Origin of the sequence: Vibrio sp. 10N.261.51.A3, assembly GCF_041471965.1 — a bacterium.
GTDB classification, from domain to species: domain Bacteria; phylum Pseudomonadota; class Gammaproteobacteria; order Enterobacterales; family Vibrionaceae; genus Vibrio; species Vibrio crassostreae_C.
In genome coordinates this window covers 1-25,712 of record NZ_JBFRPK010000001.1, presented here as the reverse complement: position 1 = coordinate 25,712, position 25,712 = coordinate 1, and the positions used below count along the sequence as shown (strand labels likewise).

Annotated in this window: 26 protein-coding genes and 1 tRNA gene; 15 read left to right on the top strand and 12 right to left on the bottom strand. The window is 44.2% G+C overall.

What is annotated here, in order from left to right; genetic code table 11:
* Positions 1-26: 26 nt before the first annotated feature.
* Positions 27-992 carry a calcium/sodium antiporter gene (locus AB4371_RS00135; protein ID WP_017063737.1) on the bottom strand — a complete coding sequence of 322 codons (966 nt, stop codon included), beginning with the start codon at positions 990-992 and terminating at the stop codon, positions 27-29.
* Between the two features lie 264 nt (positions 993-1,256).
* On the opposite strand from AB4371_RS00135, the gene mlaF reads away from it, so the two are divergent.
* The 8 genes from mlaF (at position 1,257) to AB4371_RS00095 (ending at position 6,736) form a co-directional block, all read left to right on the top strand.
* Positions 1,257-2,051 (top strand): phospholipid ABC transporter ATP-binding protein MlaF, encoded by a 795-nt coding sequence (gene mlaF, locus AB4371_RS00130; RefSeq protein WP_102427917.1) that lies wholly within the window; start codon positions 1,257-1,259, stop codon positions 2,049-2,051.
* A 1-nt stretch (position 2,052) separates the two neighbouring features.
* Positions 2,053-2,832: a lipid asymmetry maintenance ABC transporter permease subunit MlaE gene (gene mlaE, locus AB4371_RS00125; RefSeq protein ID WP_017058920.1), complete on the top strand. Its 780-nt coding sequence runs from the start codon at positions 2,053-2,055 to the stop codon at positions 2,830-2,832.
* A 2-nt stretch (positions 2,833-2,834) separates the two neighbouring features.
* A complete protein-coding gene (mlaD, locus tag AB4371_RS00120) occupies positions 2,835-3,326 on the top strand; it encodes an outer membrane lipid asymmetry maintenance protein MlaD (protein WP_017058921.1) in 492 nt (163 codons plus the stop codon).
* A gap of 52 nt (positions 3,327-3,378) precedes the next feature.
* On the top strand, positions 3,379-4,008 hold the full coding sequence (locus tag AB4371_RS00115) for an ABC transporter substrate-binding protein (RefSeq protein WP_372148597.1): 630 nt from the start codon (positions 3,379-3,381) through the stop codon (positions 4,006-4,008).
* Positions 4,008-4,316, top strand: coding sequence for a lipid asymmetry maintenance protein MlaB (locus AB4371_RS00110; protein ID WP_017058923.1), 309 nt, complete (start codon positions 4,008-4,010; stop codon positions 4,314-4,316). Before AB4371_RS00115 ends, AB4371_RS00110 begins: the two co-directional genes overlap by 1 nt.
* A 13-nt stretch (positions 4,317-4,329) precedes the next feature.
* Positions 4,330-4,584 (top strand): BolA family iron metabolism protein IbaG, encoded by a 255-nt coding sequence (gene ibaG / locus AB4371_RS00105; RefSeq protein WP_017058924.1) that lies wholly within the window; start codon positions 4,330-4,332, stop codon positions 4,582-4,584.
* A gap of 8 nt (positions 4,585-4,592) precedes the next feature.
* Positions 4,593-5,858, top strand: coding sequence for a UDP-N-acetylglucosamine 1-carboxyvinyltransferase (gene murA / locus AB4371_RS00100; RefSeq protein WP_048605883.1), 1,266 nt, complete (start codon positions 4,593-4,595; stop codon positions 5,856-5,858).
* A 152-nt stretch (positions 5,859-6,010) separates the two neighbouring features.
* Complete coding sequence (locus tag AB4371_RS00095) at positions 6,011-6,736, top strand: 1-acylglycerol-3-phosphate O-acyltransferase (protein WP_017058926.1); 726 nt, start codon at positions 6,011-6,013, stop codon at positions 6,734-6,736.
* A 124-nt stretch (positions 6,737-6,860) separates the two neighbouring features.
* On the opposite strand, the gene AB4371_RS00090 is transcribed toward AB4371_RS00095, so the two are convergent.
* The 5 genes from AB4371_RS00090 to arcA form a co-directional block, all read right to left on the bottom strand.
* Positions 6,861-7,250, bottom strand: coding sequence for a RidA family protein (locus tag AB4371_RS00090; protein WP_004735319.1), 390 nt, complete (start codon positions 7,248-7,250; stop codon positions 6,861-6,863).
* Between the two features lie 136 nt (positions 7,251-7,386).
* On the bottom strand, positions 7,387-7,848 hold the full coding sequence (gene pyrI, locus AB4371_RS00085; RefSeq protein WP_017058927.1) for an aspartate carbamoyltransferase regulatory subunit: 462 nt from the start codon (positions 7,846-7,848) through the stop codon (positions 7,387-7,389).
* Between the two features lie 12 nt (positions 7,849-7,860).
* The gene (gene pyrB, locus AB4371_RS00080; RefSeq protein WP_012604860.1) at positions 7,861-8,790 is read right to left on the bottom strand and encodes an aspartate carbamoyltransferase; all 930 of its coding nucleotides are present in this window, start codon (positions 8,788-8,790) and stop codon (positions 7,861-7,863) included.
* A gap of 266 nt (positions 8,791-9,056) precedes the next feature.
* The gene (locus AB4371_RS00075; RefSeq protein WP_017063738.1) at positions 9,057-10,061 is read right to left on the bottom strand and encodes an ornithine carbamoyltransferase; all 1,005 of its coding nucleotides are present in this window, start codon (positions 10,059-10,061) and stop codon (positions 9,057-9,059) included.
* Positions 10,062-10,218: 157 nt separating this feature from the next.
* Positions 10,219-11,439 carry an arginine deiminase gene (gene arcA / locus AB4371_RS00070; protein WP_017069412.1) on the bottom strand — a complete coding sequence of 407 codons (1,221 nt, stop codon included), beginning with the start codon at positions 11,437-11,439 and terminating at the stop codon, positions 10,219-10,221.
* A 576-nt stretch (positions 11,440-12,015) separates the two neighbouring features.
* Here arcA and rraB point away from each other — a divergent pair.
* Both rraB and AB4371_RS00060 read left to right on the top strand, forming a co-directional pair.
* A complete protein-coding gene (gene rraB, locus AB4371_RS00065) occupies positions 12,016-12,432 on the top strand; it encodes a ribonuclease E inhibitor RraB (RefSeq protein ID WP_017058930.1) in 417 nt (138 codons plus the stop codon).
* A gap of 125 nt (positions 12,433-12,557) precedes the next feature.
* A complete protein-coding gene (locus tag AB4371_RS00060; RefSeq protein ID WP_017058931.1) occupies positions 12,558-13,352 on the top strand; it encodes a glycosyl hydrolase 2 galactose-binding domain-containing protein in 795 nt (264 codons plus the stop codon).
* A gap of 49 nt (positions 13,353-13,401) precedes the next feature.
* Here the strand turns inward: AB4371_RS00060 and AB4371_RS00055 are convergent, their stop codons facing one another.
* The 5 genes from AB4371_RS00055 to pepA form a co-directional block, all read right to left on the bottom strand.
* A complete protein-coding gene (locus tag AB4371_RS00055) occupies positions 13,402-13,896 on the bottom strand; it encodes a GNAT family N-acetyltransferase (protein WP_017066666.1) in 495 nt (164 codons plus the stop codon).
* Positions 13,897-13,943: 47 nt separating this feature from the next.
* Positions 13,944-14,348: a DUF2061 domain-containing protein gene (locus tag AB4371_RS00050; RefSeq protein WP_017058933.1), complete on the bottom strand. Its 405-nt coding sequence runs from the start codon at positions 14,346-14,348 to the stop codon at positions 13,944-13,946.
* Between the two features lie 228 nt (positions 14,349-14,576).
* The gene (locus AB4371_RS00045; RefSeq protein ID WP_372148574.1) at positions 14,577-17,450 is read right to left on the bottom strand and encodes a valine--tRNA ligase; all 2,874 of its coding nucleotides are present in this window, start codon (positions 17,448-17,450) and stop codon (positions 14,577-14,579) included.
* Positions 17,451-17,552: 102 nt separating this feature from the next.
* Positions 17,553-18,002 (bottom strand): DNA polymerase III subunit chi, encoded by a 450-nt coding sequence (locus AB4371_RS00040; protein WP_017066664.1) that lies wholly within the window; start codon positions 18,000-18,002, stop codon positions 17,553-17,555.
* Positions 18,003-18,101: 99 nt separating this feature from the next.
* Positions 18,102-19,622, bottom strand: coding sequence for a leucyl aminopeptidase (pepA, locus tag AB4371_RS00035; protein WP_017058936.1), 1,521 nt, complete (start codon positions 19,620-19,622; stop codon positions 18,102-18,104).
* Positions 19,623-19,814: 192 nt separating this feature from the next.
* Here pepA and lptF point away from each other — a divergent pair, with 192 nt between their 5' ends.
* Together lptF and lptG are read left to right on the top strand one after the other, a co-directional pair.
* Positions 19,815-20,915, top strand: coding sequence for an LPS export ABC transporter permease LptF (gene lptF / locus AB4371_RS00030; RefSeq protein ID WP_017058937.1), 1,101 nt, complete (start codon positions 19,815-19,817; stop codon positions 20,913-20,915).
* Between the two features lie 3 nt (positions 20,916-20,918).
* Positions 20,919-21,989, top strand: a complete 1,071-nt coding sequence (gene lptG, locus AB4371_RS00025; RefSeq protein WP_017058938.1) for an LPS export ABC transporter permease LptG — start codon at positions 20,919-20,921, stop codon at positions 21,987-21,989.
* A gap of 64 nt (positions 21,990-22,053) precedes the next feature.
* Here lptG and AB4371_RS00020 read toward each other — a convergent pair whose 3' ends face one another.
* Positions 22,054-22,530 carry an RDD family protein gene (locus AB4371_RS00020; RefSeq protein WP_017058939.1) on the bottom strand — a complete coding sequence of 159 codons (477 nt, stop codon included), beginning with the start codon at positions 22,528-22,530 and terminating at the stop codon, positions 22,054-22,056.
* 194 nt (positions 22,531-22,724) lie between these two features.
* Here AB4371_RS00020 and AB4371_RS00015 point away from each other — a divergent pair.
* From AB4371_RS00015 to AB4371_RS00005, 3 genes are all read left to right on the top strand, one after another.
* Positions 22,725-22,809: transfer RNA gene (locus AB4371_RS00015), tRNA-Leu, on the top strand.
* A 586-nt stretch (positions 22,810-23,395) separates the two neighbouring features.
* A complete protein-coding gene (locus tag AB4371_RS00010) occupies positions 23,396-23,803 on the top strand; it encodes a VOC family protein (RefSeq protein WP_017055297.1) in 408 nt (135 codons plus the stop codon).
* A gap of 83 nt (positions 23,804-23,886) precedes the next feature.
* A complete protein-coding gene (locus AB4371_RS00005; protein ID WP_017063746.1) occupies positions 23,887-25,140 on the top strand; it encodes an HD-GYP domain-containing protein in 1,254 nt (417 codons plus the stop codon).
* The last annotated feature ends 572 nt before the right edge of the window (positions 25,141-25,712 follow it).

Here is a 25,712-nt window from a genome sequence, read left to right as displayed (position 1 = left end):
CCAAGTACGGGAAGTTAAATCAACAATTAAGCCGACATGTTCATTAATAGGTAACTTTGGTAGGCCACGAACGTCACAATTAACACGCCGCCTTCAATACGATTCACACTACGAGATTTTCCTAGTGCCATCACAACAAGTAGTAGCGATACGCCTAGCATTACCCAGAAGTCACGACCCATAGCGAACTCGCTCAAGATCGAAGGGTTTAGGATGCCCGGGATACCCATAACAGCAAGGATGTTGAATACGTTTGAACCAATGATATTACCTACAGCCATATCATCTTCACCCTTCATAACGCCGGCTAGTGATGCTGCAAGTTCAGGAAGGCTAGTACCAACAGCAATGATGGTTAAACCAATGACAAGGTCGCTCATGCCGAAGAACTTCGCGATGATCACAGCGTTATCTACCAGCATATCAGCAGCTAAAGGTAGGACGATTAGACCAATCACGACCCACATTGCAGCCTTAGGGTTACTTACGCCTTCAGGGATCTCTGATTCTTGCTCATCAAGGAAAGCATCGCCGTTCTTTTTCTCGCTGCGGCTGATTTGCAACATAGCAAACAAAAACGCGGCAAAAAGAACAAACAACAACACGCCTTCATAGAAGCCTAAATGGTTATCCCACAATAGGGCGCCCGCTAGCAGAGTGACACCGATCATTAATGGTAGTTCACGACGAATCACGCCTGAGCTAATCGATAACGGCTTGATAAGGGCTGTAATACCTAAAATCAGCGCGATGTTGGCGATGTTAGAGCCCAGTACGTTGCCTACAGCTGTATCTGTTTTGCCATCAAGGGCTGCTGTCGCAGAAACCATCATTTCAGGAGCCGAAGACCCCATTGCTAAGATCGTCATACCGATAACTAGTGGTGAAATACCGAAGTTGCGAGCAAGAGCAGCGGCACCGTAAACCAGCTTATCTGCACTCCACACCAAAAAACCTAGACCGATAATAAGAAACGCAATCGCTTCAAGCATGATGATTCCTAAAAAATTAATAAAAACGGAGAATTAACCGCTAATTTTGACCTGTTGCTAGATAAAAGGGAAGTCACTCGGCAAATTAATTACCAGTTAGCAGGCAAGAAAGAGAGCTCAATAGATAATTTCCTAATGCTTTCAAATCCCTGCATAGATTCCTGTTTAATATGAATTAATTGAACAGTGCTTTTAATTCTAAAGTAGACTCATTATTATTGCAGCCATAATTGGCGTTTTTTAAAGCAAGGAAACAACAAAAATATGTTGAACACTGAGCTTGTGAAAGTTAAGAACCTCAGCTTCTCACGTGGTGAGCGCGTTATCTTTGATGACATCAGTTTAGAGGTGCCTCAAGGCAAGATAACCGCAATCATGGGGCCGTCTGGGATTGGCAAAACGACTTTACTGCGTTTGATTGGTGGGCAACTGCCGCCAGATGAAGGCGAAATTTGGTTTGATGGCGACAATGTCCCTGCATTATCACGTCGAAAGCTGTATCGAGCACGTAAGAAAATGAGCATGCTATTTCAATCGGGTGCGCTTTTTACGGATCTCAATGTCTTTGATAATGTGGCGTTTCCGCTGCGAGAGCACACTGAACTTAATGAAAAATTCATTCGTACCATCGTATTACTTAAGCTTGAAGCGGTAGGATTACGTGGTGCTGCGCAATTGATGCCGAGTGAGTTGTCTGGCGGAATGGCTAGGCGTGCCGCACTGGCGCGCGCAATCGCACTGGATCCAGAACTTATCATGTACGATGAGCCGTTTGTTGGCCAAGATCCCATCACCATGGGCGTATTGGTTGAATTGATACGAAATCTCAATCAAGCCTTGGGCTTAACCTCGATTGTTGTTTCTCACGATGTGCCAGAGGTGATGAGTATTGCTGATTGGGTTTACCTCATGGCAGATAGCAAGATTATTGCCGCTGGAACACCTGATGAGTTGTACAACAATAGCGATCCGAGAGTGCAGCAATTTTTGCAAGGCGAAGCCGATGGTCCAGTACCATTTAGATTCCCTGCGAAGAGCTTAGAAAAGGATTTGTTTTAATATGATTGTTAAAACTATTGCGGGTGTCGGTAAGCGTACACTTGCGAGCTGTGAGTCATTTGGTCGAGCAAGCCTGATGTTATTTGGGGCTTTGTTTGGCATCCCGCGACTAAAAAACTTCCCCTTATTAGTAAAACAACTTTATAGCGTTGGCGTTCAGTCATTGGCTATTATTTTAGTTTCGGGTCTGTTTATCGGCATGGTGCTCAGCCTGCAGGGCTATGTCGTGTTAATTGACTACGGCGCTGAGGGAAACCTTGGTCAAATGGTCGCGCTTTCACTGTTGCGTGAGTTGGGGCCTGTGGTGACTGCGTTATTATTTGCAGGTCGAGCCGGTTCAGCACTCACGGCAGAGATTGGGTTAATGAAGGCAACAGAGCAGATCTCAAGCCTTGAGATGATGGCCGTTGACCCTCTTAAACGCATTATTGCACCACGTCTTTGGGCCGGGCTTATCTCAATGCCATTGCTTGCTATGATTTTTATGGCGGTAGGTATTTGGGGCGGTCAACTGGTTGGTGTTGATTGGAAAGGCATTGATCACGGCAGTTTCTGGTCTGCGATGCAGTCTTCAGTAGAACTTGGCCGAGATATTGGTAACAGCATGATCAAATGTATGGTCTTCGCTATCACCGTAACTTGGATCGCACTTTTCAATGGTTATGACGCAGTACCGACTTCAGAAGGTATCAGTCAGGCAACCACACGCACTGTAGTGCACTCTTCTCTAGCGGTACTAGGGCTAGATTTTGTTCTTACCGCATTGATGTTTGGGAATTAATCATGCAACAAACTCGAAAATTAGAATTATGGGTCGGCACCTTTGTTATTGCCGGAATTTGCGCAATCTTAATCATGATCTTTCAAGTCGCTGACGTAAAAGGCATAGGTTCGAACCATACTTACAATCTAAAAGCGACCTTTGACAACATTGGCAGCCTAAAAGTTCGTTCTCCAGTGAAAGTGGGTGGCGTCGTTGTTGGACGAGTTAAAAGCATTGAGCTTGATACCGAGAGCTACCTTCCTGTCGTTGAACTGTCTATTGACGGGAAGTACTCACAATTTCCAGATACCTCTAGTGCTCAAATTTTAACATCTGGCTTAATTGGTGAGCAGTACATTAGTCTGGTTCCAGGCTTCATTTTTGATGATGAAGAGATGTTGGTCGATGGTGATTCAATTGAAGACACTAAGTCAGCATTGGTACTAGAAGATTTGATTGGCCAAGTGCTGTATAGCGTTGGTGGTTCTAATGACAGCGAAGCTAAGGAATAAGATAATGTTGAAAACTATTAGTTATTTAAAAGCTATTGGTTACTTGAAATCAATGTTTATGGCGGCAATGGCGTTGCTTATTTCTACCCAAGCCTTTGCTGCAGAATCGATTGACCGTACTCAGCCTTACCAGATGATGACTCAAGTTGCCGAAGTGGCATTTGAGCGTTTGAAGAGTGAACAAGACAACATCCACCAAGATCCAGAGTTATTGAAGGTCATCGTGGAAGAAGAGTTGATGCCTTATGTGAATGCACAATATGCAGCTCTTAAGTTACTTGGACCAAACTTGAAAGGCGCGGATAGAAAAGACGTGGGCGTGTTTATCGATTCATTCCGTAAATACCTTGTTTCTTCTTATGCCCAAGTGCTGACTCAATACACAGATCAGACGATTGAATTTGGTCCAGAACCAAAAATCAAAGGGGATAGCCGCATTACCAGTATCAAGGTCGACATCATCGATACGCCGCGACCAAACATTAAGCTTGAATTTAAGCTTCGCAAAGACAAGAAATCTGGCGAGTGGAAAGCATTTGATATGGTTGCCGAAGGTATTAGCTTGTTGTCGAGCAAGCAATCGGAGTGGAATACTAAGATTCGTCAAGAAGGCATCTTACAAGTTGCAGACGAACTAGAGAAATTAGCCGCACAACCGATTCGTTTTGAGAGTAACAAATAATGAGCCATTCTCAATGGCAAGCACTAAGCTCTAAAGAGTATCAACTGTTCGGTGATTTAGACCGAGACAGTGTCCCTGCAATCTGGCGTATATTGGAAAAGTGGCAAACGACGGAATCGAGCGTTGAAATTGACCTTAGCCATATAAATCGAGTCGATTCAGCAGGAATGGTGATGCTAATTCACTTATTAGAGCATGCAAAAAATCAAAACTGTCATATAATGCTCAGTTTCGTGCCAGAACAATTACGAACGTTGTTCCAATTGAGCAATATCCAGCCAATGATGGCAGAACACATAAAAAATTAGGCAGGAGCTATTTGTGGACAGCACAAAAGTACAAGAATTATTAGCAGAAGCACTGAACCTTCAGGAAATTTTCGTGAAAGGGGAAGGCAGTCATTACGAAGTTGTTGCGGTTGATCCATGTTTTGACGGCATGAATCGAGTTAAGAAGCAGCAACTAATCTACGGCCCACTAATGGAATACATTCAACGCAATGACATCCATGCTCTTTCTATTAAGGCTTTCACGCCGGAAGAGTGGGAACGTGATAAGAAACTGATGTCACTTTAAGGTTTATGATGGAAAAGTTTCGAGTTATTGGATCGGATAAGCCGCTAAGCGGTGAAGTGACGATCTCAGGCGCAAAAAATGCAGCGCTACCTATCTTATTTGCTTCAATTCTTGCTGAAGAGCCAGTGGAAGTAAGTAACGTTCCTCACCTACGTGACATCGATACTACGATGGAACTGCTTAAGCGTTTAGGCGCAAAAGTATCGCGTAATGGTAGTGTTCATGTTGATGGCAGCGAAATTAATGAATTTTGTGCGCCTTACGATTTAGTGAAAACAATGCGTGCTTCTATCTGGGCTTTAGGTCCTCTAGTCGCTCGTTTTGGTGAAGGCCAAGTGTCACTTCCAGGCGGTTGTGCAATTGGTGCTCGACCTGTTGATCTGCATATCCACGGCCTAGAGCAACTAGGTGCGACCATTAAGTTGGAAGATGGTTATGTGAAAGCAAGTGTTGATGGCCGTCTGAAAGGCGCGCACATCGTGATGGATAAAGTAAGTGTGGGTGCCACCATTACTATCATGTGTGCAGCAACGCTAGCGGAAGGAACAACAGTACTCGATAACTCAGCGCGTGAGCCTGAGATTGTTGATACGGCTGACTTCCTAAACAAACTGGGTGCTAAAATTTCTGGCGCAGGTACAGATACGATTACTATCGAAGGCGTTGAACGTCTTGGTGGTGGCCAACACTCTGTGGTTGCTGACCGTATTGAAACAGGTACTTTCCTGGTTGCTGCTGCTGTTTCTGGCGGTAAAGTGGTTTGTCGCAACACCAACGCTCATCTTCTTGAAGCTGCCTTAGCGAAGCTTGAAGAAGCGGGTGCGAAGGTTGAAACGGGCGAAGACTGGATCAGTCTTGATATGACGGGTCGTGAACTGAAAGCGGTGAAAATCGTAACGGCACCTCACCCTGGTTTCCCAACCGACATGCAAGCACAGTTTACTCTGCTTAACATGATGGCGAAGGGCAGTGGTGTTATCACTGAGACTATCTTTGAAAACCGTTTTATGCACATTCCTGAGTTACAGCGAATGGGTGCAAAAGCGGAAATCGAAGGCAACACGGCTATCTGTGGTGAAACGGAAAAACTGAGCGGCGCTCAAGTAATGGCAACGGACCTTCGCGCATCTGCGAGCCTTGTAATTGCTGGCTGTATTGCTCAAGGTGAAACCATCGTTGACCGTATTTATCACATCGATCGTGGCTACGATAAGATTGAAGATAAATTGTCAGCCTTAGGCGCAAACATTACACGATTTCGTGAGTCGAGCTAACTTAGGTTAGTGACTTCATGAATCAGTAAGATAAAAACATAAAAGTCGGAACCTTGGTTTCGGCTTTTTTATAGTTGTATTTACCGCAAGTAAATCTATTGCTCATTTTTGCGTGAATAGATGAATCAACTTGGCGGTCGGTGAGGAACAAAATGATAGCAATATTACGTATTTTCGCAGTGGCGATATTTGCGATTCTTATGTTTGTATTTGGTTGTGGTTACTGCCTATTAAGTCCACGCAACCCGAAACACGTATTTACCTTTGGCCGTTATTTCGGTCGCATGTCGAAGATCTTCGGCATGAAGTTAGAGCTTCGCATCCCAGAAGATGCTTACTCTCGCGGCCAACATGTTTATGTAGCGAACCACCAAAACAGCTGGGATCTATTCACGATTTCATCTGCGGTAACGCCAAAAGTGGTAACTGTTGGTAAAAAGAGCCTAGTGTGGATGCCTCTATTTGGTCAGCTTTACTGGTTGACGGGTAACATCCTAATTGACCGTGCTAACCGCAGCAAAGCGGTAGGTACGATTGATCAGGTCGTGACGAGTCTAAAAGAGAGCGATGTTTCAGTTTGGATGTTCCCTGAGGGCACTCGTTCTCGTGGCCGTGGTCTGCTGCCATTCAAAACAGGTGCATTCCATGCTGCGATTGGTGCTGGCTTACCTATCATCCCTATCGTATGTAGCTCAACAGGTGGCGTGAAGCTAAACCGTTGGAACAATGGCCACGTGATTGTTGAAATGCTGCCACCAATCAGCACCGAAGGCTACGACAAGTCTAATGTTCGTGAACTGGCTAACCTAGCTCGTGAGCAGATGGCTGCGAAACTTGAAGAGTTAGACAAAGAAGTGGTTGAGCTTAATAAAAAGTAATTATCTAAGCGAAACGATGAACAATAAAAAAGGTTGCCAACGGGGCAACCTTTTTTGTATCTAATAAACACTCAGCATTACGCTAAGTCGTTTATCCGAAGGTGTTTAATCTAGAGATTAAAAGCTATTTGCGAACCGCAATAGCTTCGATCTCGATACCTACATCTTTTGGTAGACGAGCTACTTCAACACATGAACGTGCAGGGTAGTTTGCAACGCCGTGCTCATCGAAGAATTTGCCGTAAACCTCGTTTACTGTGCCGAAGTCGTTTAGGTCTTTAACGAATACCGTTAGTTTTACGATGTCTTTTACAGTCAGGCCTGAAGCTTCAACAACCGCTTGAACGTTGTCTAGAGATTGGCGAGCTTGCTCTGCGATATCAGCAGATACTTCACCAGTTGCTGGGTTTACTGGGATTTGACCAGAAGTCAGTACCATGTTGCCAAGGTCAACGCCTTGTACGTATGGGCCGATTGCAGCTGGAGCAGATTCTGTGTGAAGTACTTTAGTCATTGGTTTATTCCATCAGTTATTAGATAAAAATCAATTTTCAGTGTGCCTTCAAACTTTGGATAGGTAAAGTGCAAAATACCCCGCACAGGCGAGGTATTTGATAGTTTTTACATTCGGTCTGCTTTGCCGTATGACGTTATCTTTCTGTTACGATCTCGCGAGAGAAGACTTTTTCGCAATACTTACACTTCAATCGAATATCTTCTTTCTTTTCAAAGATCTTAAAGCTACTTTCAACCGGTTCATTGTGAGTAATACAGTTAGTATTTGGACACTCGAACACATCGTTGATTTGCTCAGGAAGTTCTAGTGGTAGCTTCTTAACTACTTCGTAATCTTCGATTTGGTTTACTGTTGCATGAGGCGCATAAAGTGCCAGCTTGCTCGCCTGTTCTTCTGTGATAAACACATTCTCAATCTTGAGCAGGTCTTTTCCGCCTAGTGCAGAAGACGGTAGATTCAGGCCAATCGTCACGCGCTGATGAGAATTGTGCATGTCGAACAGTTTTAGCACCTTGATCCCGATATTAGCTGGGATATGGTCGATAACAGTACCGTTTCTGATTGCTTCAACTTTTAATTGAGTCTCTTTAGACATGATATCTCTCCTCTACAGCGTTTCGTTAAGAACAAGGGCTAGCAATGCTTCACGAGCGTAAACACCATTCTCTGCTTGCTGGAAGTAGTAAGCGTAAGGTGTTTTATCGACATCGACAGTAATTTCATCAACGCGAGGAAGAGGGTGCAGAACCTTCAGGTTATCGCGTGCATTTTCCAGCATCGAAGCGGTCAGGATGTATGCGGATTTTATGTGCGCGTATTCTGACTCATCGAAGCGCTCTTTTTGAACTCGAGTCATGTACAAGACATCGAGCTCAGGAATCACATCTTCCATGTCCGTCAATAGTTGGTACTTGATGCCCGCTTCATCAAGCTCTTCGCAAATGTAGTCTGGCATCGCTAGAGCTTCTGGAGCCACGAAGTAGAAACAGATGTTGTCGAACTTCGCTAGTGCTTGAGTCAATGAGTGAACCGTACGGCCGTACTTAAGGTCACCAACGAATGCAACGTTTAGGTTGTCGAGGCGGCCTTGTGTCTCAGCGATAGAGAATAGGTCTAGTAACGTTTGTGTTGGGTGTTGGTTTGCGCCGTCACCTGCGTTAATAACAGGTACACCGTTTGAGAACTCAGAAGCCAGACGCGCTGCGCCTTCTTGAGGGTGACGCATCACGTAAGCGTCAACGTATGAAGAGATAACCTGTACCGAGTCCGCTAGCGTTTCGCCTTTCTTTGCCAAAGAAGTGTTACCACCACTGTCGAAACCAATCACATCACCACCGATGCGTTGAATCGCAGTTTCAAAAGAGAGACGAGTTCGCGTAGAAGGTTCGAAGAAGCAGCTGGCAACAACTTTGTTCTTGATGAGTTCTGGGTTTGGCTCAGCCTTTAGCTGACCTGCCGTTTGAACAATTAATTCTAGCTCTTCACGAGAAAGCTCTGGAATTGAGATGATGTGCTTTTGATAGAGCGAATTCGCCATGATCTTCTTCCCCACAATAATGTATTGGCCATAAAAAAGCCCCCCATAATGGGAGGCTTTAAAAAAGTGCTGAAAAGCAGAATAGACGGCCTGGTAAGCATCTTAGCTTACGAGCAATATTTGGTGTTTTCACAATATTACTATGTGTTATCACAATATTGGTTGGCGTCATTTTCACTACTCTCAGACAAATTGCCAAGAATTATACGCTTTCAATTTGTGAGCGCAAGCGATTACATCAAGCTTTTGTTTACTTTCATTATTGTCTATTGACCAAGCGTCGCGACCATCACCGCCTTGATGGTGTGCATGCGATTTTCAGCTTCATCAAATACAATCGAGTAGTCAGATTCAAACACTTCGTCAGTCACTTCCAAGCCGTTCATTCCATACTTGTCAGAGACTTGCTGACCAATCACAGTTTCATTGTTGTGGAAAGCGGGTAGGCAGTGCATGAACTTCACTTGAGGGTTACCAGTTAGCTTAATGACATCCATATTCACTTGGTATGGTTTCATTACCGCCACACGTTCGTCCCAAGCTTCAGGGGCTTCGCCCATCGAAACCCAAACATCGGTGTATAGGTAATCACAACCTTTCACGCCTTCAGCAACGTCTTCAGTTAACGTGATTTTTGCGCCAGTGTTTTGCGCAATGGTTTGGCACTCTTCAACAAGCTGCTCTTCTGGCCAAAAGGCTTTTGGCGCGACAAGGCGAATATCCATGCCCATCTTCGCGGCTCCGACTAACAGAGAGTTACCCATGTTATTGCGTGCATCGCCTAGATAAGCAAAGCTGATTTGGTGTAGATGCTTCCCGCGGCCATGCTCAAGCATAGTGAGGAAATCAGCCAAAATCTGAGTAGGGTGGAACTCATCGGTTAAACCATTCCAAACCGGCACGCCCGCATAAGCGCCTAAGTCTTCAACGATACTTTGGCCAAAGCCACGATATTCAATGCCATCGTACATGCGTCCCAATACACGCGCCGTATCTTTCATTGATTCTTTTTGACCAATCTGAGAACCAGAAGGGCCAAGGTAAGAGACTTGAGCACCTTGATCAAAGGCGGCCACTTCAAACGCACATCGTGTTCGAGTTGATGCTTTCTCGAAGATCAAAGCAATGTTTTTGCCGTTGAGTTTCTTCTGCTCAGTGCCTGCATACTTAGCTTTTTTTAGGTCAGCAGACAGGTCGAGTAAAAACTGAATCTCTTTAGGAGTAAAGTCGAGAAGTTTTAGAAAGTTACGATTGCGAAGATTAAAGGCCATCTCTCGCTCCTTGCGTATATAGAATCAATGAAGAACTTAGTTAAACATAAAAATGCTATATTTGTGAATATTTATTTTATTAATTTGATAAAAAAGGCCAGTAAATGAATACTGGCCTAGATAAGATTATTGAGTCTGTTTAACTGAGCTCTTTGACTTAGATACCATCTCTTTCGATAGGGCAACTCATACAGCGCGCGCCGCCACGACCACGGCCTAGCTCGTTGCCAGGAATCGTTAGAACTTCGATACCCGCTTTGTCGTATTTCTCATTGGTGTAAACATTACGTTCATAACCAATCACGGTACCTGGTTTCACTGTCAGTACGTTGTTAGCGTCATTCCACTGTTCACGCTCAGCTTCGTAGTTATCACCGCCGGTAGTGATGATCTTCAGTTGATCAAGGCCTAGTGCGCCTTCAATCGCTGACAGGTAGTTTTCAGCTTTCTCGACACGCATTTCGCCGTTTTCTTTTGGCGTTAAGCGCCAAGTGTCGAGGTCTTTACGAACGATCTCTGGATAGACAGAGAACGTGTCGATATCCATGTGTGTCATCACCGTATCAAGGTGCATACAAGAGCGGTGTTTTGGTAGATCGATCGCAATCACTTCGCTCGCTTGGCCTGATCTAAATAGGCTAGCCGCTAGGTTTTCGACACCTTGTGGTTTCGTACGCTCTGAAATACCAACCAGTACCGCACCTTTACCGATAACCAGTACGTCACCGCCTTCAATGTTAGCGTTGTCGTAGTGAAGGTCTTCGTCACCAAAGTACTTAATGAAATCTTGGCCTGCGAACACTGGGTGCCAGCGGTAGATAGCACGCAGGTGGTTCGTTTCACGTTGACGTGCAGGCTTCATCATTGGGTTAAGCGATACACCACCGTAAACCCAGCAAGAAGTATCTCGCGTAAATAGGTGGTTAGGCAGTGGCTCGATAACGAAATCGAGTGGTCGATGCATTTTAGGCAGCATCGATGATGATTTGATAGGAAGCTCAGAGTAGGCCAAGCCACCGAGTAAGATCGTTGCTAGATGCTCATTATCCATTTGAGCAAGGTAGTTTCTTAAGTCACGGGCGAAAGTCGGCCCATAACGGAAATCTGAGATTTGAGTATTCAGCAACCACTCACGAGCCTGAGATACGGCAAGCGTTTCTACTAGCAGGTCATGTAGCAGTAGTACTTCTACGTCTTGGCTGCGCAGCGTTTCTGCAAAGGCATCATGTTCTTCACCAGCGGCTTCAACGGCAAGTACATCATCAAATAGAAGATCATGACAGTTTGAAGGGGTGAGGTGGGTGAGTGCTCTTTCAGGTCTATTTAGGAGAACTCGTCTCAATTGACCGACTTCGGAGCCAACGTACAGCTTACTCATTTTGCATCCTTACTATTAATCCAGCGTCTATTTATGACAAGCTTGTCCGTAATATGCAAGTTTTGTAGATTGAGTTAATACAAGGTATTTGGGTAATAATTGGTCATAAAACCTGTGATTTTTAAGTTTATACAGATTAAATTCCAACTAACTGGCTATCGAACGGAACAACGTTTTTGAGGATCTATGCTCAATTCGTGGCTTGTTAGAATTGAATTTTGCTTATTAATAGTGATTTTTTATTCACTATTATGCACTTTTTGATAACAAGCTGAGGATTTATGCACCCCAAAAGCGGTTTAGCGTATGCACCTAACGTGACTAATCACGCAAGTTTTATTCAATAAGCCCTAAAGTGGCCACAAAAACGAAATGCTAAAATACGGCGCAGTTAATAAAATGTTGAAAATTTGTTTCTGTGATTTTGATTTCACTTTTGAATTGATATTGGCGCTGCGATCTCGCGATAAACTTACCTTTCTAGGCCTGATCTGGGTGGCTTTTCTGGACGATCCGTGCCATATTTCGTGGCAATCAAATTTGATCTTTTCATAGTCAACACTCTGGAGCAGACACATGTCTCACGAAGATGAATATCTATCAGTAGCGGAATTAATTGAATTTCAAAAGGAAGAGACTCGCGACATCATTACAGCATTAATTGAAGATGGTAGCGATCCTGAAGCTCTATACGATATCGAGCATCACCTATTTGCTGAAGATTTCGATGTGCTTGAGAAAGCGGTTGTTGAAGCATTCAAAATGGGCTTTGAAGTGCTTGAAGCTGAAGAGACAGAAGACGAAGATGGCAATAAGCTACTTTGTTGTGATGCAACGATGCAATGTACTCTGAATGCAGAAGCGATTGATGAGCAAGTTGAGAAGCTTGTAAACCTTGCAGAGAAGTTTGACATTATCTACGACGGTTGGGGCACTTACTACGAAGGTGAAGATGCTATCTACCCAGACGAAGATGATGAAGGCGAAGAGTAATTCTTTCCCAATTTTAAAAAATGCCAGCCTCGAGCTGGCATTTTTTTACCCTCAGAAAAATAAATGTCTTTATATGCATTCATTCATTATAATGCGGTCAAAATTGATCTAGCTCAAGGAATGATATGCGGTTGCTTCTCGATGGTCTTTGGCAAATTTCGCCACTGACGGATCTCTCTATCCCACAAGATGACATCACCTTTCCGGCTCCGTTAAGCTCAAAGCTCCCTGATAGCTTGAGTGAAAGTCAAATTGCAGAGCAAGAGTGGCACCTGATGCACGACATCGAAGTGGATGACGCTATGTTAGCGTGTCCATTTGTTGAGTTAGTGATGGCTGGAGTCGATTATTTTGCTGAAGTTCGACTTAATGGTGTGGCTGTTTTTGATTGTGATGGTAGCCAAGCTGAATACCGTAAAGATATCCGTCCTTATATGCAGTCCGGCCGAAACCGTTTCGAGATCCTTTTCCTTGAAGAAGAGGAGAGCCTATTGCTTGAAGAAGACATGGATGACTCTGTATCTTCACAGGCTATCGCTAAATCTGATTCACGCATCGGGATTTGGCAAGCGCCATACCTGCAGTTCGTTCGAAACGTCAAGCTAGAGCAAGTTGTCACAGAGCAGATCTGGCACCACGGTGGTGGCTGTGAGTTTAAAGTGGATGTTATCTATCAAACGCTAAAGGCGGGGTTAGTATCGGCATCCATCAAGTTTAATGGTATGACTCTCGTGATGCCGATTGATGTACGCGCTGAACATACTGGCGTCGTGTTCCAGGTCGAAGCTCCTATCATTTTTGATATTGAGAATCCTAACCCCAAGTATCTATACCCATTAGAAGTGGTACTTGATGGGCAAGAAGAGAGTTCTTTTGTTGCCTTGAACCCAACTTCTTGCGTCAGTAACTTTTTACGCTAATTCATAATCTTTTAGTGCTACCTTCTTTCGCTATAGCGGCGCATTCTGCTTATAACGACTTGGCCATGACAACCTCACAAGCGTCGTGGCCTGTTTCTCCCCAAGCTGACTCAAGATGCTCAAACCCAAGCTTCTCATAGAGTTTGACCGCAGCACCCAAGCACTTCGTCGTTTCTAAATACATGTGTTGATACCCAAGTTGCTTGGCTTGCTTTAAGCTCAAAGCGACAATTCGCTTGGCTAGGCCATGCCCTCGAGTTTGCGGTAAGAAGTACATCTTTTGTAGCTCACACACATTGGGTTTACCTGCTAGAGGGGCAAAGCCACCGCCTCCGACGATCTTTCCGTTGTGTTCGATAACCCAGTACATTGCATTCGCTTGGCTATAGACAGAGTACATATCATCGAGTGTTGGGTCGGCTACGCCATAACCTTTATCTTCTGTGAGTCCATGCTCAGCCGAAACTTGGCGAATGATTTGTGCGATGCTTGGGTTGTCTTGCGGTGTAATGGGTCTAAGGGTGAACTCAGCAATTTGTTCCATGATCTGCCTATGAAAGGGTCACTAATATGTGACCCAATATATGGTGACTAAGCATGTTGGTGCAAACAGAATTGTTGTTGTGCCATTTGGTCGCCTGATTTACGTAACCAGACTTTCTCGTGGAAGTAGTAAGCAACGGTATTTAAAGTTGGCTCTAGCAAAGCCATCACGCCGCCTATGAAAGCATCTCCAGTCAACAAGTAGACAACGGTAAAGGCAACACTAAAGTGGATGGTAGCAAAGCTTGCTGTTTTTAATTTGGTCATCCACTGGCGAGCTTTAAGAGCTGGAACTTGAGCCCACGCCTTTTCATGAAAATAGAAGGCAACAGTATTCACAGAGGGCTCAATCATAGCGATTAAGCTACCAATTAAGATGTCGCCTGTTAGTACATAAGCGACACTAAATGCGATAGTAAAATGTAATGCAGCAAAGGTTAGTGTCTTTTTCATGATAATTACTCAGTCGTTGTGTTGTTTTGATAGGTCTATTATTGAGAATTATTATCATTAAGTATAATGGGAAGTAGAGATTAATTTGATAGATGAAACCTATCAATCAGTGTGGCTAGAGTGAGAAGCATTGGATTATTGGAATCAGGGACATAAAAAAAGGCTGGTCACCAAGACCAACCTTTCTATTTAGACCGAGAAGTTTGAAGCCTTCTCGTTCACTCGGTTTTAAAGCGCAGCGATTGTCGCTTTTTGCTCTTCAAGCTTAACAAGAGTTTCCTTGTAGCCTTCAAGCTTTTCACGCTCTTTCGCGATAACTGCTTCTGGTGCTTTAGCAACGAAACCTTCGTTACCTAGCTTACCTTCGATACGTTTAATCTCGCCGTGAGTCTTAGCGACTTCTTTATCTAGACGAGCAAGCTCTGCATCTTTGTCGATAAGACCCGCCATTGGGATCATCAACTCAGATTTGCCAACCAGTTTAGTTGCACAAGCAGGAGTCTCTTCACCATCAGCTAGAACTTTAATATCGTCTAGCTTAGCTAGAGAAGTAAGAACGATCTTGTTCGCTTCGATACGAGCGGCATCTTTCTCATCAGCAACCTTGATCATTACTTCTAAGCCTTGGCTTGGTGCAATGTCGTATTCCGCACGTAGGTTACGGATAGCAGTGATGAAAGTCTTAACCCATTCGATGTCGTCAACGATCTCAGCATTGAAGTTAGCTTCATTAAACTGAGGAAGCGCTTGAGTCATGATTGTCTCGCCTTCAACGCCGTCTACTAGCGGATTAACGCTCTGCCAGATAGATTCAGTGATGTAAGGAAGAACAGGGTGAGCAAGACGCAGAGTCTTCTCAAGAACCGTGATAAGCGTGTAACGAGTCGCTTGTTGTTGAGCTTCAGTACCTTTCCAAAGAACAGGTTTAGTTAGCTCTAAGTACCAGTCACAGAATTGGTTCCAGATGAATTCGTAAAGCGTGTTTGCTGCCATGTCTAGACGGTAGTTGTCTAGGTGAGCATTAAACTCTTTCGCTGCAACTTCAAACTGAGACTCAATCCACTTATCGGCTAGAGAGAATTCCATGTTTGCGCGGTCTTCTACAGACAGTGACATGCCACAGTCGTGCTCTTCTGTGTTCATTAGTACGTAACGGCTTGCGTTCCATAGCTTGTTACAGAAGTTACGGTAACCTTCAAGACGCTTCATATCCCAGTTGATGTCACGGCCAGTTGAAGCCATAGCAGCAAGAGTGAAACGCAGTGCGTCAGTACCGTATGGTTCGATACCGTTTTCGAAAGTCTTACGTGTCGCTTTTTCGATCTTAGCAGCCAGTTTAGGTTGCATCATGTTGCCACAACGCTTTTCTACTAGCTCTTCAAGGCCGATGCCATCAATCATGTCGATTGGGTCAAGTACGTTACCTTTCGACTTAGACATCTTATCGCCGTTTTCATCACGGATAAGACCTGTCATGTAAACAGTTTTGAAAGGTACTTGAGCCTTGCCATCTTCGTCTTTCACGAAGTGCATGGTCATCATGATCATACGAGCAACCCAGAAGAAGATAATATCAAAACCAGATACTAGTACTTCAGATGGGTGGAATGTTTTCAGTGCTTCAGTATCTTCAGGCCAGCCTTGTGTGCCGAACGTCCAAAGTGCAGAAGAGAACCAAGTATCCAGTACGTCGTCGTCTTGCTTAAGCACAACAACAGGCGCTAGGTTGTTCTTTTCACGAACTTCTTCTTCAGTGCGACCTACGTAAACTTTACCATCGTTGTCGTACCATGCTGGGATACGGTGGCCCCACCAAAGTTGACGAGAGATACACCAGTCTTGCACGTCACGCATCCACGCGAAGTACATGTTTTCGTACTGCTTAGGTACGAATTGGATTTGACCATCTTCAACCGCTTTAACTGCAGGTTCTGCAAGAGGCGCTGTGCGCACGTACCATTGGTCAGTCAGCATTGGTTCGATAACCACGCCACCACGGTCGCCGTAAGGGACAGTCAGGTCGTGATCTTTGATCTCTTCAAGAAGACCAAGCTCATCGAATTCAGCAACGATAGCTTTACGTGCAGCAAAACGCTCCATACCTTGGTACTTAGCAGGGATACCTGTTGAGTAAACATCGCTTTCTTCGCCGTTAGTCGTGAAGACTTCAGCAGCATCACGGATATCAGCATTGAACGTTAGGATGTTGATCATCGGTAGGTTGTTGCGCTTACCCACTTCGTAATCGTTAAAGTCATGAGCTGGAGTGATCTTCACACAACCCGTGCCTTTTTCCATGTCTGCGTGCTCATCGCCTACGATAGGGATAAGACGGTTTACAACAGGAAGTAGGATTTCTTTGCCGATAAGATCTTTGTAACGAGGATCTTCTGGGTTAACAGCAACACCAGTATCGCCAAGCATGGTTTCAGGACGAGTAGTCGCAACAACGATGTAGTCTTTACCATCTGCCGTTTTAACACCGTTCGCTAGCGGGTAGCGGAAGTGCCACATGAAACCTTTTTTGTCTTTGTTTTCAACTTCAAGATCCGAGATTGCAGTGTGCAGTTTAGGATCCCAGTTTACTAGACGTTTACCACGGTAGATTAGGTCTTCTTCGTATAGACGAACAAACACTTCTTGAGTCGCAGCCGATAGGCCGTCATCCATAGTGAATCGTTCACGATCCCAATCTACAGATGCACCAAGACGACGAAGTTGTTGAGTGATCGTGCCACCTGATTCGCCTTTCCATTCCCAGATCTTGTCGATGAAAGCTTCACGGCCGTAGTCGTGTTTTGTTTTGCCTTCTTCGGCAGCAATCTTACGCTCAACAACCATTTGAGTTGCGATACCTGCGTGGTCAGTACCCACTTGCCAAAGCGTGTTTTTGCCTTTCATACGTTGAGCACGGATAAGCGTATCCATGATCGTATCTTGGAACGCGTGACCCATGTGTAGGCTGCCAGTGACGTTCGGTGGCGGGATCATGATGCTGTAAGCTTCTTTTGATGTGTCACCGTGTGGCTTAAAGTAGCCTTTCTCTTCCCAAGTCTTATACAGAGCTTGTTCGATTGATGTTGGGTTGTATGTCTTTTCCATAGTGCTCTTAAACGGATACTGTGAATGGTTAATCGTGGTCAAACTTCATAAGTGAAGCTTCTTGAATCTAAATCCAAAGATAGCTTTAACTATGAGGTTTGACTATGGATGTTGAATCTCGATAGTTTGTAGCTGATATCTAGCTTGACGGTAAATTTTATACCTTTCTCGAGCGAGTTGCTTAGCTTTTTCTTCGCAAGGGACGAAGTCTATCACCTGAGCAAAGGCGTTCGCAAAGGTTGTATGATTATCGGCCAGATTAATTACTAGCTGACGATTCCAATTATGTTTTACGCCTTGATAGCCAATTTCGATGTTGGTTGAATACTTCGGGCCTTCGCCAACCAAGTTGTGCGCAATAAAATCACAGGGTTCGACTTGCCAGAAAACTTCAGCAATACGCTCGGCATGCTCTTTGTCATTACAGTTGAGATAAAGTTTAGCGCCTTGTTTTGCAAAGTGCTGAGCAAGAAACAGCACATAGTGAGCAAAACCATCTTCGCTGGCTTGCGGGCTGTCTGAAGGCACAATGTAAAATGTAGCAGTCTGCATACTTAATACTCGAACTGAAAATCGTGGATATCAATGTTACTTGGTTAACAGGGTCTAACAAATAGCGCTTATTAAAAAAGGGCCCGTAGGCCCTTTTTATTATTTTGAAGATTGCTCTTCAGTCTCTTGGCCGCTGCGGTTCAATAAGAATTGGACTAGCATTGAGACAGGACGACCTGTCGAGCCTTTCGCTGCGCCTGACTTCCAAGCTGTACCAGCACTGTCGATGTGTGCCCAGTGGTACTTCTTAGTGAATTTAGACAGGAAACAACCAGCAGTGATTGTGCCGCCAGGACGGCCACCGATGTTCGCCATATCAGCGAATGGGCTGTTTAGCTGCTCATGGTACTCGTCTGCCATTGGTAGACGCCATGCACGGTCACTTGCTTGCTCTGAAGCATTAACAAGTTCGTGAGAAAGTGGGTTGTGGTTCGATAGAACGCCACTGATGTGGTGACCTAGAGCGATAACACATGCGCCAGTTAGCGTAGCAACATCGACAACACAGTCAGGTTCAAAACGCTCAACGTAAGTTAGAGCATCACATAGAACCAAGCGACCTTCAGCATCAGTGTTGAGTACTTCAACCGTTTGGCCTGACATTGTCGTTAGGATATCACCTGGACGGTAAGCATTGCTGCCCGGCATGTTTTCACAACCGGCTAGGATACCAACCACGTTAATAGGCAGGTTCAGCTTAGCCAGTGCTTTCATTGTACCGAATACAGACGCCGCACCACACATGTCGTACTTCATCTCATCCATGCCTTCACCAGGCTTAAGCGAGATACCGCCTGAATCGAAAGTCAGACCTTTACCTACTAATACAATCGGCTTCGCATCTGGATCCGGAGCGCCTTTGTATTCCATGATAGACATCATCGATTCATTTTTAGAGCCACGGCCAACTGCTAGGTATGATGTCATACCCAGTTTTTCCATCTCTTCTTCGCCAATGATCTTAGTCTTCACTGTCTCGTAATCGTCGGCTAAACGACGAGCTTGAGAAGCAAGGTAAGCAGGGTTTGCGATGTTTGGTGGCATGTTGCCTAGATCTTTAGACGCTTTTACACCTGAAGCAATAGCAAGGCCGTGAGAGATTGCTTTCTCACCCAGGCTCAATTCGCGACGTGTTGGTACATTGAATACCAATTTACGTAGTGGGCGACGAGTCTCTGGCTTGTTGCTCTTGAATTGGTCAAATGTGTAAAGACCATCTTTAGTCGCTTCTACCGCTTGGCGAACTTTCCAATAAGTGTCGCGACCTTTAACGTGAAGTTCTGTAAGGAAACATACAGCTTCCATAGAACCTGTTTCGTTTAGTGTACTGATGGTTTTTTGGATAATTTCTTTGTATTGACGCTCGCCTAGCTCACGTTCTTTACCACAGCCTACCAGTAGAACACGTTCTGAAAGTACACCAGGTACTTGATGCAGTAGTAGCATCTGGCCAGGTTTACCCTCTAGATCACCGCGACGAAGCAGTGAACTAATGTAGCCATCGCTAATCTTATCTAATTGCTCGGCTACTGGAGAAAGGCGGCGCGGTTCGAATACACCGACAACGATACATGCGCTGCGCTGTTTCTCTGGGCTGCCACTTTTTACACTGAACTCCATGCGTACTCCTACATCCTGAAGACAAATCGAACTAAATGTTAGATAATGGGTTCTTACTTGTTGGATCCTATAATGGAACTAACCTTAAAGAAGAACGCTAACACTTAGCTAAAAATTTAAAAAAATAAAAGGTTCAACGGGAAATTATAGTGATTCAATCAAAAAAACAAGTTTTGTATAGGTAATTTGAGCGTGATTATTGTTAGATATTTGATCCGCGAGACAATCAAGAGCCAATTTGCGATCTTTTTTGTTCTCTTTCTCGTGTTTCTCAGCCAAAAATTCATCAGTGTTTTAGCGGATGCCTCTGATGGTGATATCCCTGCGAGTCTTATATTGTCGATTGTTGGCTTAAATATGCCAGCGATGGGCCTATTGATGCTTCCACTCAGTATCTATATTGGTATTTTGCTTACTTTTGGCCGCCTTTACGCTGAAAGTGAAATAGTGGTCATGAACGCCACCGGTATCGGTAATAAATTCCTGATCCAATCTGCGCTTTACCTCGCTTTAATTACGGCATCTGTTGCAGCCTTTAACTCATTTTGGTTATCTCCTTGGTCACAAGACAAAGTTGAACAAATGTATGAAGAAGTAGCTGCAGAGAACAGCGTTGATTTGCTACCAAAAGGTAAGTTTGAAGGTACGCCGGATGGCTCTTCTGTCGTGTTTATTGATGATATCGACGGTAATAAGTTAGAAAACGTGTTCGTAGCTCAAATGCGTCCGCGTGATTCTGTACTGCCAAGTGTGATGTTCTCGAAGTCAGGTGATGTAAAAGAGCTCAGTGATGGTCGCCAAGTGATCGTAATGTACGATGGTACTCGTCATGAAGGCATTCCGACTCGCCTCGACTACAGGGTGACGCACTTTGAAGAATACGAAGGCCTGATTGGTCAGCGTGAAGTTGAGAAGAAAGGTCGAGACTGGGAAGCGATCCCTACGCTTGAACTGATTGGTAACTCAAATAATAGTGCGAAAGCAGAGTTGCAGTGGCGTATTTCTTTGGTACTTTGTATTCCATTGTTGACCATGCTTGTCGTGCCACTGTCTGCGGTAAACCCTCGACAAGGTCGTTTTGCGAAAATCGGCCCAGCAATACTGATTTATCTCACCTATTTCTTAGCAATCAGTGCAACCAAGTCTTCAATCGAAGAGGGGAGCATTCCTGCGGTAATCGGCATGTGGCCAATCAATGCGTTATTGTTATTTGTCGCGATTGGTGCCAACTTTATGGATAGCGTGCCAGTAAGGCGTTTGAAAGAAAAATTCAAGAATAAGAGGTTGGCTTAAGCCGTGTTTAAGATTCTCGATTTATATATAGGCAGAACCATCATCGCAACGACGTCACTGGTATTGGTGACGTTTGTTGGTCTCTCTGGGATCATCAAATATGTAGAACAGCTAAGAAAAGTTGGCCGTGGTACATACGATCTATTACAAGCGCTGTATTTCGTTTTATTGAGTATCCCTCGTGATATCGAAATGTTCTTTCCAATGGCTGCATTGCTTGGCGCATTGATAGGGCTTGGTATGCTTGCTGCAAGTTCTGAGCTTGTCGTTATGCAGGCAGCTGGTTTCTCTAAGTTAGATATCGGCCTATCAGTACTTAAAACAGCTATTCCACTGATGATCGTGGTGACATTGCTTGGTCAATGGGGAGCACCGCAAGCGCAGAAAATGGCTCGTGATTTAAGAACTATCTCGATTGCTGGTGGTAATATTATTTCGACGCAAAGTGGTGTCTGGGCTCGTGATGCCAATGACTTCATCTTCATTGTCAAAATCGATGACCAGAAGCTATATGGAATGAACATGTGGCGCTTTGATGAAAACAAGGCACTTAAAACCGCTATTTATTCTGACGAAGTTGATTACGTTGGAGACAACGTGTGGACGATGAAGGATGTAGAGATCACGTCTTTTGAAAACGAACTTCAAATTACTAAAGAAAGTTTACCGACTTACTCTTGGGAAACGTCATTAGCTCCAGATAAGTTGGCGATAGTAACGGTTAAACCAGAAGAGCTATCGTTAAGTGGGTTGTATGATTATGTTTCTTATCTGAAGGCGTCAGAGCAAGATGCATCACGCTATGAATTGGCGCTGTGGAGAAAGATAACCCAGCCAATTTCGATCGCGGTTATGATGTTGATGGCACTGTCGTTTATCTTTGGTCCTTTGCGTAGTGTGACCATGGGTGCGAGGATTTTGTCAGGTGTTATTGCTGGCTTTACCTTCTATATATCCAGTGAGTTCTTTGGCCCAGTGAGTTTGGTTTATCAAATACCACCCGCCTTTGGCGCAATAGCCCCGAGCGTGGTGTTCCTTGGAATTGCCATCATGCTCTTGAGGCGGAAACTGTAAATAGTAAAAAGGAAGGCATAACGCCTTCCTTTTTTGATCTTGATTGGAGCTAACTTAAATCACATTATCGTGCTTGTGGTAACACAACGACTTCGGTCTTTGCCCAGATATCGTGAAAGCCACGTTTTTCAGGATCGAATGGAACACATAGGTTTGCTAGTCCAAAACCTGAAGTACCTAAACGAATCAGCGCCTGAGTTACTGTGATCGCTGAGCCATCTTTGTTTTGAACGCGCAGCTTCCAAGCTCTCATGCCGAGAGTTTGACCAGCTCTAGTCCAGAAGAACACGAAGAAATATACCCAAACGGCGACTAAGTAAAAGGTATATGCAGGGCTCCAAATCGGATGGTTGGTTAAGAAGTCACTAACATCGGCATAACCGCTGTGGTTAAAAATGCCGAGAGCCATGAGCGCGTGCAGTAGAGCGACAATGACGCCAGCCGCCAACATTTCAATAGCGATTACGATCAGAGCGTCGTAGAACAAGGCACCAAATCGGCGCATGACTCCTGCTGGTGGCAGAGTGTTTGTTGATGTCATGTGTTATTACTTCTTTAAAAATTGAGGCGTCAGAATATAGTTTAAGGCTTAGCCTGAAAAGAGACATGACGCACAGCTTATGACTTAGTGGCGAAATTATCGGCAAACACACATGAATTCAAGTTTTTATACTTGCCACATCAGTTCGCATACGTATAATGCCAAACATCGAAAGGGCAATGCCCCAAGATAATGCCGGTATGGTGAAATTGGTATACACGACGGATTCAAAATCCGTTGCCTTCGGGCGTGGCGGTTCAAGTCCGCCTACCGGTACCATATTTAAATGACAAAGCCTCGACGAAAGTCGGGGCTTTGTTGTATCTGGGATATAGGAAGCGTTGCCTTCGCGGTGGCGGCAGGAATGCCTGTCCAATCAGTCCGCCTACCGGTACCAAACATAGAAAGGTCGCTTTTATAGCGACCTTTCGTCGTTTTGGGCGTTTGTGAATTTTAAATCCAGCGTGTCGGCTTGGATGCAAGCCCAGCCAAGTCACCTACCGGCACCATATTTAAATGACAAAGCCTAGATGAAAATCGGGGCTTTGTTGTATCTGGGGTATAGGAAGCATTGCCTTCACGGTGGCGGCAAGAATGCCTGTCCAATCAGTCCGCCTATCGGTACCAAACATAGAAAGGTCGCTTTTATAGCGACCTTTCTATGTTTTGGACGTATGTGAATTTGAAATCCGGCGTGTCGTTGCAGTTGCTCTTCAATCAGACAGATCTTGATGTTTCACTCCTAAATCTCATAATTTCCCTTCGCTATTCGATCTGATAATGAATTAATTATCTTAAATCATGATGTTACCTGTCATTCTCTTTTCTATTGTCTATGTTTAAAGGACTAACAGAGGAGATAGATATGCTGACAGTAACCCCTTACTTGTTTTTTGATGGTCGTTGTAATGAAGCGTTGGATTTTTATCACAAGTGTTTTGGTGGTGTGGTTTTATCTAAGCAGCTTTTTAGTGATGCACCACAGGTAATCGAGGGCGCTCAACCTGATTGGGTTATGCATGCTGAGTTCGAAGCGTTTGGTATGAAGCTGATGATGTCTGATGGTGTTAAGGCAAAAGAACTTGAAGGCAACAATCTCGCTCTCTCTCTTGTGACTGAAGATACCGCGACTCAAGAACAAATCTTTGAAAAGCTCAAGAAGGGAGGGCGGATAATGACTCCACTCGCAGATACTTTTTGGGGGGCTCGATTTGGCAAAGTAGAAGATAAATTCGGTATACGCTGGATGGTGCACTGCGACTCTTTAAGTTGAGCCTGTGAAATTGGATAGTGAAATTGCTGCTTGGTTTTATTAGAATTATAAATAGAGATTAATCATCAATATTATATATAAAAATGGGCAGCATAAAGATTACCGTAGATCGCATTCAGCCCGGTCTGCATATACGACTCCCCGTAAAATGGAATGAACACCCATTTTTATTCAACAGCTTTAAAATCAAAGATGACGCTCAAGTAAAAGTAATTCGACATCTTGGGATTAAGCACGTCTATATAAACCTGAGTCAAAGTGATACCTCACCTTTACCTGTTAATCACGTAGGTGAACAAGAAGTCGATATTGATTCACAGGTAAGCCTTGAAACGGAAAGAATGTGGAAAGATAAGCATGAGCGTATCGAAACCCTTAGCTCTTACCGCCGCAGGGTGAGTCATTGTGAGAGAGAGTTTGAACGTTCGCTTGCTCGAATGCGATCTGTGATGACCAAGATCCGTAACAGACCTTTAGATGCGGTAGGGGAGGTTAAGGCTCTTGTTGATGATATCGTTGAAACTCTAGTGAGCGATGATAACGTCACCTTGCACCTTATGAATGCTAAAGCAGATTTCGAAGATATTTACTTTCATACTCTAAATGTTTCGGTTGTTGCACTGATGATAGGAAAGGCCAAAGGCTATAACACACAGCAATTGAAAGACCTCTCATTCGCAGCGTTGTTTCACGATGTAGGCAAGATCAAAATACCAGTCGCGATACTAAGAAAGCAGAGTGCACTAACGGTGCCAGAAGAGAACTACCTGAAGCTTCATACTAAATACGGTGCGGATATTGTATCGGCAATTGATGACTTTCCTGAAAGTGCTAAAAAGGTGATCGCTCAACATCATGAGATGAATGATGGTTCTGGCTACCCCGAGGGCTTAAAAGAACATGAGATTGATGAATTTGCCAAGATAGTCGCCGTGGCTAATGCATTTGATAACCTTTGCCATGGTAAAACGCAATCTCAACAAATGATCCCGTATTTGGCACTGTCCCACCTATATAAGAGCTGCAAGCATCTATATAGCCAAGATAACTTGGGGCTGTTAGTTAAGTTCATGGGAGTCTATCCACCAGGAACTGTAGTACAGCTTTCAAATGACTCGATTGGGATTGTGATATCCGTTAACGCTAAACATATGCTTTATCCAAATGTACTTATCTATGATCCTAGCGTGCCAAGAACCCAAGCTCCGATCATTGACCTCTTTATTAAAGAGATCAAAATCGTTAATGCCGTTCATCCAAGCAAATTACCTGAACAAGTTCGAGAGTATCTAAACCCTAGGGCTCGTTTATCTTACTTTTTTGATAGTGGAGAGTAGTTATCCACAGGTCGTTGTGGGTAATTTGTTCGAAACTTGGGGTGAAAGTGGTATAAATAAGCCCTTGGTTGAAATGTCTTCGCTTAACCTCTTTTTTTAATAAAAAACGCATTTATTGCTTGCCAATATGAGCGGCATCTCTATAATGCCGCCTCACTGACACGGCAGACGCCACAAGGCTTCAGCGAGAAATGTTAGTAAGGCAACTAGCTTTAAGCGATGATTCGCTTCTACTTTTAGAAAGTAGGAATTAATTCCAAATAAGTGTTTGACACTGAGAATTAAATCGCTAGAATGGCCGCCTCTTCCGAAGTGATGTAAGTCACAACGAAGAGAAGCTCTTTAACAATTTAAACCTATCAATCTGTGTGGGCACTCGTTGATGAATATCAAAACGTTTTATCTTCCCTTTTTTAAAGAGAAGTAAAACAGATTCCTCGGAATCAAATTTGGTTTCAATGAACTGAGTGACCAATACGAATAACTTCGGTTATTTGGCACAGTCAATTCATTGCCATTCTGTTGGAATGGTAATAGCTTTAGAATTACATAGTAGTTTTGAAGTCAGTATT

Coding starts and splice junctions, on each gene's coding strand:
- AB4371_RS00135 (WP_017063737.1), bottom strand. CDS start 992: ATGCTTGAAGCGATTGCGTTTCTTATTATCGGTCTAGGTTTTTTGGTG.
- mlaF (WP_102427917.1), top strand. CDS start 1,257: ATGTTGAACACTGAGCTTGTGAAAGTTAAGAACCTCAGCTTCTCACGT.
- mlaE (WP_017058920.1), top strand. CDS start 2,053: ATGATTGTTAAAACTATTGCGGGTGTCGGTAAGCGTACACTTGCGAGC.
- mlaD (WP_017058921.1), top strand. CDS start 2,835: ATGCAACAAACTCGAAAATTAGAATTATGGGTCGGCACCTTTGTTATT.
- AB4371_RS00115 (WP_372148597.1), top strand. CDS start 3,379: ATGTTTATGGCGGCAATGGCGTTGCTTATTTCTACCCAAGCCTTTGCT.
- AB4371_RS00110 (WP_017058923.1), top strand. CDS start 4,008: ATGAGCCATTCTCAATGGCAAGCACTAAGCTCTAAAGAGTATCAACTG.
- murA (WP_048605883.1), top strand. CDS start 4,593: ATGGAAAAGTTTCGAGTTATTGGATCGGATAAGCCGCTAAGCGGTGAA.
- AB4371_RS00095 (WP_017058926.1), top strand. CDS start 6,011: ATGATAGCAATATTACGTATTTTCGCAGTGGCGATATTTGCGATTCTT.
- AB4371_RS00090 (WP_004735319.1), bottom strand. CDS start 7,250: ATGACTAAAGTACTTCACACAGAATCTGCTCCAGCTGCAATCGGCCCA.
- pyrI (WP_017058927.1), bottom strand. CDS start 7,848: ATGTCTAAAGAGACTCAATTAAAAGTTGAAGCAATCAGAAACGGTACT.
- pyrB (WP_012604860.1), bottom strand. CDS start 8,790: ATGGCGAATTCGCTCTATCAAAAGCACATCATCTCAATTCCAGAGCTT.
- AB4371_RS00075 (WP_017063738.1), bottom strand. CDS start 10,061: ATGGCCTTTAATCTTCGCAATCGTAACTTTCTAAAACTTCTCGACTTT.
- arcA (WP_017069412.1), bottom strand. CDS start 11,439: ATGAGTAAGCTGTACGTTGGCTCCGAAGTCGGTCAATTGAGACGAGTT.
- rraB (WP_017058930.1), top strand. CDS start 12,016: ATGTCTCACGAAGATGAATATCTATCAGTAGCGGAATTAATTGAATTT.
- AB4371_RS00060 (WP_017058931.1), top strand. CDS start 12,558: ATGCGGTTGCTTCTCGATGGTCTTTGGCAAATTTCGCCACTGACGGAT.
- AB4371_RS00055 (WP_017066666.1), bottom strand. CDS start 13,896: ATGGAACAAATTGCTGAGTTCACCCTTAGACCCATTACACCGCAAGAC.
- AB4371_RS00050 (WP_017058933.1), bottom strand. CDS start 14,348: ATGAAAAAGACACTAACCTTTGCTGCATTACATTTTACTATCGCATTT.
- AB4371_RS00045 (WP_372148574.1), bottom strand. CDS start 17,450: ATGGAAAAGACATACAACCCAACATCAATCGAACAAGCTCTGTATAAG.
- AB4371_RS00040 (WP_017066664.1), bottom strand. CDS start 18,002: ATGCAGACTGCTACATTTTACATTGTGCCTTCAGACAGCCCGCAAGCC.
- pepA (WP_017058936.1), bottom strand. CDS start 19,622: ATGGAGTTCAGTGTAAAAAGTGGCAGCCCAGAGAAACAGCGCAGCGCA.
- AB4371_RS00020 (WP_017058939.1), bottom strand. CDS start 22,530: ATGACATCAACAAACACTCTGCCACCAGCAGGAGTCATGCGCCGATTT.
- AB4371_RS00010 (WP_017055297.1), top strand. CDS start 23,396: ATGCTGACAGTAACCCCTTACTTGTTTTTTGATGGTCGTTGTAATGAA.
- AB4371_RS00005 (WP_017063746.1), top strand. CDS start 23,887: ATGGGCAGCATAAAGATTACCGTAGATCGCATTCAGCCCGGTCTGCAT.